Origin of the sequence: Pseudomonas sp. EA_65y_Pfl1_P113, assembly GCF_963970525.1 — a bacterium.
Classification (GTDB): Bacteria; Pseudomonadota; Gammaproteobacteria; order Pseudomonadales; family Pseudomonadaceae; genus Aquipseudomonas; species Aquipseudomonas tritici.
Genome location: NZ_CAXAQM010000011.1, coordinates 174,801 through 181,305, shown reverse-complemented (window position 1 = coordinate 181,305; position 6,505 = coordinate 174,801). Strand labels below are relative to the sequence as shown.

Here is a 6,505-nt window from a genome sequence, read left to right as displayed (position 1 = left end):
GCCGTGATCGGCAGATGCGCGCCTTGGAACGCAAGGCACGCAAACTTGGATTGCAGCTGGTTAAAGCGGCTTAAATTTTAAGAGCAAAAACAATGAGTTATTTTTTGTTTGATAAGAGCGGGCTTGCCTGCGATGGCGGTGTGTCAGTTACTGAAAATATTGACTGTTACACCGCCATCGCAGGCAAGCCAGCTCCCACATTTGTACTGGGTTGGCTGGGAGTTAGCGGCTCTGGCGTTGTTGTAACAACAGGTTGCTAAACCCTGCGCCCGCCAGTTGTTTCTGCGCGACGGTCAGCTGTTCACGGTTGCTGAACGGCCCCACCAGCACGCGGTACCAGGTCGCATCCTTCACCGTACCGGACTCTACCGTCACCGCTTGGCCCAGCAGGATGATCTGCGCGCGCACGCGATCCGCATCCGCCTGTTTCGGGAACGAGCCCGCTTGCAGGAAGAACTTGGTCACCGGCGCTGCCTTGGTCTCGGCGACCGGTGGTGCTGGCGGCGGAGTGATCCCGGCCAATGCGGCCTGGGCGCGCGCGGTGTCGATTTTCGCGGCTTCTGCCGGCGTGACCGGCGTGGTCGGCACTTGCGGCGTCGGCAGGGTTTTCTCCGGTACGGCGTCAGGCGGCACGATCACTTCCGATTCCGGCAGCAGCGTGTAGAAGTCGTACTTTGGCTTCACCGGTGCTGTTGGGCTTGGCGCGGTCTTGTTGGCTTCGGCCATTTTGGTGGCTTTCTGCTGCTCCTGTTTGACCCGTTTGACGTCGTCGCCCTGGCCTGGCTCCAGTTTCATCAGGAACACGATAAACGCGCCAACGGTGAGGCCGATGGCCATCCACAGCCAGCCTGGAATAGGCTTCTTTGCCGGGGCCTGGTAACGGCTGGCGCCGCGCTTGGGTGCAGGTTTTTTCTTGGCAGCCAACTTACATACGCTCCAGAGTTTCCAGGCCCAACAGTTCCAGGCCTTGCTTGAGGGTCCGTCCAGCCAGTGCGGCGATGCGCAGACGGCTTTGCTTTTGGGCTTCGTCTTCGGCGGTCAGGATCGGGCAGTTCTCGTAGAAGCTGGAGAACAGGCCCGCGACTTCGTACAGGTAGGTGCACAGAATGTGCGGGGTGCCTTTCTCGCCGACGCTGTTCAGCACTTCGCCGAATTGCGCGAGCTTGGCGGCCAGTTCTTGTTCGTGCGGAGCCTCCAGCACCATCTGGCCGTCAACTTCGCTGAAGTCCTTGCCCAGCTTGCGGAACACGCCAGCCACACGGGTGTAGGCGTACAGCAGGTAAGGCGCCGTGTTGCCTTCGAAATTGAGCATCAGGTCGAAGTTGAAGCTGTAGTCGCTGGTGCGGTGCTTGGACAGGTCGGCGTATTTGACCGCGCCAATGCCCACCACGCGGGCGATGTTGCGCAGGTCGGCTTCGGCCAGCTCCGGGTTCTTTTCCTTCACCAGAGTGTAGGCGCGTTCCTGGGCTTCGGTCAGCAGGTCGATCAGCTTTACCGTGCCGCCATCGCGGGTCTTGAACGGACGGCCATCGGCGCCGTTCATGGTGCCAAAGCCCATGTGCTCCATGTGCATCGGGTGGGTGACGAAACCGGCTTTGCGCGCTACGGCGAACACTTGCTGGAAGTGCAGGGCCTGGCGCTGGTCGACGAAGTACAGCGCGCGGTCAGCCTTGAGCGTGCCGCTGCGGTAGCGTACAGCCGCAAGGTCAGTGGTGGCGTAGAGGTAGCCGCCATCGGCCTTGACGATGATCACCGGCAGCGGCTCGCCGTCGGCGTTCTTGAATTCGTCGAGGAACACGCACTGGGCGCCGTTGCTCTCGACCAGCATGCCAGCAGCCTTCAAGTCGTTGACCACATTGATCAAGTCGTCGTTGTAGGCGCTTTCGCCCATCACATCGGCCATGGTCAACTTGACGTTGAGCTGTTCGTAGATCTTCTGGCAGTGGGACAGCGAGATATCCTTGAACTTGGTCCACAACGCCAGGCATTCGGCATCGCCGGCCTGCAGCTTCACTACCAAGCCACGGGCGCGGTCGGCGAACTCTTCTGACTCATCAAAGCGCTTCTTGGCCGCGCGATAAAAATTTTCCAGGTCTGACAATTCGTCGCTGGTGATCGGGTTTTCCTGCAGGTAGGCCATCAGCATGCCGAACTGGGTGCCCCAGTCGCCGACGTGGTTCTGACGGATGACTTCGTCACCGAGGAACTCCAGGACCCGTGCTACGCCGTCGCCGATGATGGTCGAGCGCAAGTGGCCGACGTGCATCTCTTTGGCCAGGTTGGGGGCCGACAGGTCGACCACGGTGCGCTGGGCCGGGCCGGCTTTGCGCGCGCCCACATGGGCATCGACCAAGGCCGCGTCGAGGCGGTTGGCCAAGGCCTGGGTGTTCTGGAAGAAGTTGATGAAGCCAGGGCCGGCGATTTCGGCCTTGGTGACGCTTTCATCGGCAGGCAGCGCGGCAATGATTTTTTCAGCCAGGTCGCGTGGTTTCATGCCGGCAGGCTTGGACAGCATCATCGCAATGTTGCTGGCGAAGTCGCCGTGGGTCTTGTCGCGGGTGTTTTCCACCTGGATCGCCGGCGTCAGGCCTTCAGGCAACACACCTTCGTTGACGAGTTGGGTGAGGGCTTGTTGGAGCAGCTGGCGAATGGTGTCTTTCATGGTGTTCTCTTTCGACCGCAAGCGGCGGCGCGCGATGCGCAGGTGGAAAAACTGGGCATTATCCGTGGCGAGGGCGGGCTTGCCAACCATTCAGACGGGTTGGCGACCTGCGGGCCTCATCGCGGGCAAGCTCGCTTCCATATTTAAGGCTGTTCACATTTCAAAATGTGGGAGCTGGTGTGCGATAGCAATGTAACGATCAGTACAAATCCACCGGGTCCACATCCAGCGACCATCGCACTTGTCGGCCGCTGGGCATTTGCTCCAGCGCAAGCAACCAGCTACTTAATAGCCGATGCAGGGGCGCACGGGAGGTTGCTTGCAAGAGTAGCTGAGCACGATAACGCCCGGCGCGGCGTTCCATGGGCGCTGGCACCGGGCCGAGCAGCTCGATGCCGCTCAGGCTCAGCTCGCCGAGCAAACGTTCGGCGGCGCTGCACGCTTCATCCAGAAAGCTTTCGGCCTGCCCTGGTTTGTGGGCTTCGGCGCGTAATAACGCTAAATGCGAAAAAGGCGGCAGGCCGGCGGCGCGGCGTTCGCTCAGCGCCTGTTCGGCGAACGCAAAGTAACCTTGTTCAGTCAGTTGGATCAGCAGCGGATGTTCGGCCAGGTGTGTCTGGATAATCACCCGGCCTGGCTCTTCGGCGCGGCCTGCGCGGCCGGCGACCTGCACGATCAACTGCGCCATGCGTTCGCTGGCGCGGAAATCTCCGGAGAACAGCCCGCCGTCCACGTCCAGGATCGACACCAGGGTCACCCGTGGAAAATGGTGCCCTTTGGCAAGCATCTGCGTGCCGATCAAGATGCACGGCTGGCCCTTCTGGATGGTCGCGAACAGTTGGTTCATCGCGTCTTTGCGCGAGGTGCTGTCGCGATCGACGCGCAGCACCGGGTAATCGGGGAACAGAATGCCCAGGCGCTCTTCCGCGCGTTCGGTGCCTGCGCCTACAGGTCGCAGGTCGACTTTGCCGCATTGCGGGCAGTGGCGAGGCAGCCGCTCCACATGACCGCAGTGATGGCAGCGCAACTCGCCGTGGCGCTGGTGCACGGTCATGCGCGCATCGCAGCGCTCGCACTCGGACATCCAGCCACAGTCGTGGCACAGCAGGGTCGGCGCAAAGCCCCGACGATTGAGAAACACCAATACCTGTTGGCCGGCGGCGAGGGTCTGGCCGATGGCTTGTTGCATGGGCCCGGAAATACCGCTGTCCAATGGGCGACTTTTAACGTCGAGGCGTAGGAAGCGTGGCTGCTTGGCGCCGCCCGCACGCTCGTTGAGGCGCAGGAGGCCGTAACGGCCGGTGTAGGCGTTGTGCAGGCTTTCCAAGGACGGCGTGGCCGAGCCCAGCACAATCGGGATGTCTTCCTGGCGTGCGCGCACCAGCGCCAGGTCGCGGGCGTGGTAGCGCAAGCCTTCTTGCTGTTTATAGGAGCCGTCGTGCTCCTCGTCGATGATAATCAGCCCGGGGTTCTTCATCGGGGTGAACAGCGCCGAACGGGTGCCGATAATAATGTCGGCTTCGCCATCTCGCGCGGCCAGCCACGACTCCAGGCGCTCACGGTCGTTGACCGCCGAGTGCACCAGGGCGATACGTGCGTTGAAGCGTTGTTCGAAGCGCGCCAGGGTTTGCGGGCCCAGGTTGATCTCGGGGATTAACACCAGTGCCTGTTTACCGGCTTGCAGGGTTTCGCGGATCAACTGCAAATAGACTTCGGTCTTGCCGCTGCCGGTGACCCCGGCCAGCAGGAAGGCATGGAAACTGTCGAAGCCTGCACGAATGGCTTCATACGCAGCGCGTTGCTCTGGGTTCAGCGGCAATTCCGGTTGGGCCAGCCAGTGTTCGTGGCGGGCGTTGGGGGCTTGCTTGCGGATCTCCACCTGCACCAAGCCTTTAGCCAGCAGCAGGTTGAGGCTGTCCTTGCTCAGCATCAGCTTGCTTAACAGTTGATGGGCCACGCCGTGGGGATGTTGTGCCAGTGTCGCCAAGGCTTCACGTTGGCGCGGGGCGCGGGCGATACGCGGGTCGTCGAGGCTCGCGCCGGGCACCGTCGACCAGAAGCGTTCCTGGCGTGCTTCGGCCAGTTCGCCTTGGCGCAGCAGTACTGGCAATGCCCAGCTTAAGGTGTCGCCCAGGCTGTGCTGGTAATACTGGGCCGTCCACAGGCACAGCTTGAACAGCGCAGGTGGCAGCGGTGGGGTGGCGTCGAGCATCGCCAGCGCGGGCTTGAGCTTTTCCGCAGGCACTTCGCTATGGTCGGCCACTTCCACCAGGATGCCGATCATTTCCCGCCGGCCAAAGGGTACACGTACGCGCATGCCCGGCTGTAACTGCGCCCGCAGCACGCCAGCCGGAGCCCGGTAATCGAACAGGCGGCGCAGGGGCGAGGGCAGGGCTAGGCGCAAAATGGCGTCGGGCACGCGGGGGTCTCATATAAAGGCAGGCGGTGGCGCAGGGGCGGGAGCCTAGCAGACAGGCGCAGGCTTGGGTATGCCGCACTTTCTGATGAAAGGCGCGGATTCAGCCAGATGCGCCGCTTGCGCGATTAAAAAGGTCTGGTAGAATCCGCGGCCTAATTACGTGCGGTATTCGACAATAGTGTCGAGTGGCGGCACGCTAGCCCGAGGAAGTGCCATGAAAGCCGATATCCATCCAGCGTACGAAACCATCGAAGTAACCTGCAGCTGCGGCAACAAGTTCGAAACGCGTTCGAACCTGTGCAAGCCACTGGGTACTGACGTATGCAACGAGTGCCACCCGTTCTACACCGGTAAGCAGAAAACTCTGGACACCGGCGGCCGTGTACAGCGCTTCGCAGATCGCTTTGGTGCTTTCGGCAAGAAGCCTGCTACTCCAGCAGAGTAAGGCTCAAAAGCCTTATGGGCTTTTGCCAGCTGTTGAAAAAGGCGTCCCTTGTGGGCGCCTTTTTTGTGCCTGGGATTTGGCAGTCAGCCGCCCAGGCGCAGGTGTTCTGTCCCGCGCCGTCAGGCCTTGCCCGGGTTGAGGTGCAGCGCGTGGTGGATGGCGACACGGTGCGCCTCAAGGATGGTCGCAGCGTACGGATGATTGGCCTCAATGCGCCGGAGACCGGCAGGCGAGGCCGTTCCGACGAGCCCTACGCTGTCGCTGCCCGTCAGCGCTTGCAGGCATTGGTAGACGCCAGCGACAGTCGCCTCGGCCTGGTGCCTGGGCGCGAGAGCAAAGACCACTACGGCCGCACGCTGGCTCACCTCTATGGTGCCAATGGCGAGAATCTGGAAGCGCAGTTGCTGGCCGAGGGCCTGGGGTTCCAAGTGGGCGTCGCGCCCAATGTCGATCTCGTCACTTGCCAGCAGGCGGCCGAAAACACTGCCCGCAAGGCGCGACTGGGTCTTTGGCGCCAGTCGCCAGTGCGACAGGTGGCGCAGCTCAAGCAATCCGGCTTCGTGCTTGTCAGCGGTAAAGTGCGCAAGATCGAACGCAATCGTGGTGGAATCTGGATCGAATTGCGGGGTTCACTGGTATTGCGCATTGCACCCGACCTCATCCAACAGTTCGACGCCGCATGGCTAAGTGGTCTGCAAGGCAAGGCAATCGAGGCGCGCGGCTGGGTGCAGGATCGCGCCAAGCGGGGCGCCCTGAAAAACGGCCAGGCACGTTGGCTGCTGCCAGTGACCGACCCCGGTATGCTCAAATCGATTTATTAATAAAAAATTGTAGACATTTTTTTAGGTGATTGTGAACACTTGAGCCCTTGTGTCCCGTGGCCTTAGACCAAAGTACGGCACTTTGGGGCCTTGACACCTGTGACTGCCCAGTCTTGTAGGGACTTTGCGACACGCGTATCCTCGGCGGTCCGTCGACC

General features: G+C 61.5%; 5 protein-coding genes. 2 read left to right on the top strand and 3 right to left on the bottom strand.

Translation table 11 applies throughout. The features are described from left to right. Positions 1-222 precede the first annotated feature (222 nt). From AACY52_RS13245 to AACY52_RS13235, 3 genes are all read right to left on the bottom strand, one after another. Positions 223-924 carry an SPOR domain-containing protein gene (locus AACY52_RS13245; protein ID WP_339435787.1) on the bottom strand — a complete coding sequence of 234 codons (702 nt, stop codon included), beginning with the start codon at positions 922-924 and terminating at the stop codon, positions 223-225. A 1-nt stretch (position 925) separates the two neighbouring features. Next, a complete protein-coding gene (argS, locus tag AACY52_RS13240; protein ID WP_339560544.1) occupies positions 926-2,662 on the bottom strand; it encodes an arginine--tRNA ligase in 1,737 nt (578 codons plus the stop codon). Positions 2,663-2,861: 199 nt separating this feature from the next. Next, a complete protein-coding gene (locus tag AACY52_RS13235) occupies positions 2,862-5,081 on the bottom strand; it encodes a primosomal protein N' (protein WP_339493315.1) in 2,220 nt (739 codons plus the stop codon). 214 nt (positions 5,082-5,295) lie between these two features. Here AACY52_RS13235 and rpmE point away from each other — a divergent pair, with 214 nt between their 5' ends. After that, positions 5,296-5,526, top strand: a complete 231-nt coding sequence (gene rpmE / locus AACY52_RS13230; RefSeq protein ID WP_049710411.1) for a 50S ribosomal protein L31 — start codon at positions 5,296-5,298, stop codon at positions 5,524-5,526. A 14-nt stretch (positions 5,527-5,540) separates the two neighbouring features. Then, positions 5,541-6,347, top strand: a complete 807-nt coding sequence (locus AACY52_RS13225) for a thermonuclease family protein (RefSeq protein ID WP_339415548.1) — start codon at positions 5,541-5,543, stop codon at positions 6,345-6,347. The last annotated feature ends 158 nt before the right edge of the window (positions 6,348-6,505 follow it).

Bases quoted from the DNA above. Each gene is read 5' to 3' on its own strand.
- argS (WP_339560544.1), bottom strand. From the start codon at position 2,662: ATGAAAGACACCATTCGCCAGCTGCTCCAACAAGCCCTCACCCAACTC.
- rpmE (WP_049710411.1), top strand. From the start codon at position 5,296: ATGAAAGCCGATATCCATCCAGCGTACGAAACCATCGAAGTAACCTGC.
- AACY52_RS13225 (WP_339415548.1), top strand. From the start codon at position 5,541: ATGGGCTTTTGCCAGCTGTTGAAAAAGGCGTCCCTTGTGGGCGCCTTT.